This window comes from Paraburkholderia sp. SIMBA_054 (genome assembly GCF_046534875.1).
Lineage (GTDB): Bacteria > Pseudomonadota > Gammaproteobacteria > Burkholderiales > Burkholderiaceae > Paraburkholderia > Paraburkholderia hospita.
The window spans coordinates 1-770 of the sequence record NZ_JAWRXV010000195.1 but is presented as its reverse complement, the minus strand read 5'-3'; the positions used below and the strand labels follow the sequence as shown (position 1 = coordinate 770).

1 protein-coding gene is annotated in these 770 nt (G+C 52.6%); it reads left to right on the top strand.

Going from position 1 to position 770, the window contains the following annotated elements; translation table 11 throughout:
• Window positions 1–222: 222 nt before the first annotated feature.
• On the top strand, window positions 223–770 hold a 548-nt coding region (locus SB822_RS54730; protein ID WP_410858803.1), incomplete at its 3' end, for a site-specific integrase.

Below are 770 nucleotides of genomic sequence, written 5' to 3'. Positions count from 1 at the left end.
CGCCGCTATCGACACTTTTCGGTTATCGAAGGTGATCACCCGAGTGTGGACAATAGCTCTTGTTTTCAGGGCTAGGATACCTGAAGCGCGCACTGCAACCTTCCATAATATGGAGTACTTTCCTCACGTTGTCTTAGTGTATCGAGGAGGGTCACCATGCTCACACACTCACGCCCCAGACCCGGACATATCCTAGCTCAACGATGGCTTGTCCAGTATGGCATGGAAGCTCACGCGGCCTCATACCGCCGATATCTAACCAAACGTGGATATTCGCATAACACAATCGAGCGTTATTACCGCGGTCTCGCGCATTTCGCGCACTGGATTTCGGAACAGGGAATCGGCCTTCGAGAAGTCGACGATGCATTGATTGACAGGTTTCTCTTCGTTCATCTGCTCCATTGCCATTGTGCCCCCAAATGCGAGCGATCAAGAACCAGTATTCACGCTGCACTGAAGCTATTTATCGAGATGCGGGGCATCGCGCGTGCAGAGCCGATATCGTCTGTATCGACTGCGATAAGCAGAGAGGTCGCGGATTTCGATCGGCACATGTCTGAAGTTCGTGGACTCTCCGAGAGTTCCCGCTACGTGCGAAGACGAGATGTGACGGAGTTTCTCGTCGATCGTTTCGGATCCGGTCTGATTCGTATTGCGAATCTTTGTCCGTCAGATATCGAGAACTTCGTCCTGCGTCGTACGCGCGGACTGGCACCAAGCACGATCAAGGGCGTTGGTATCGCCCTTCGCAGCTACTTCCTTTTCAA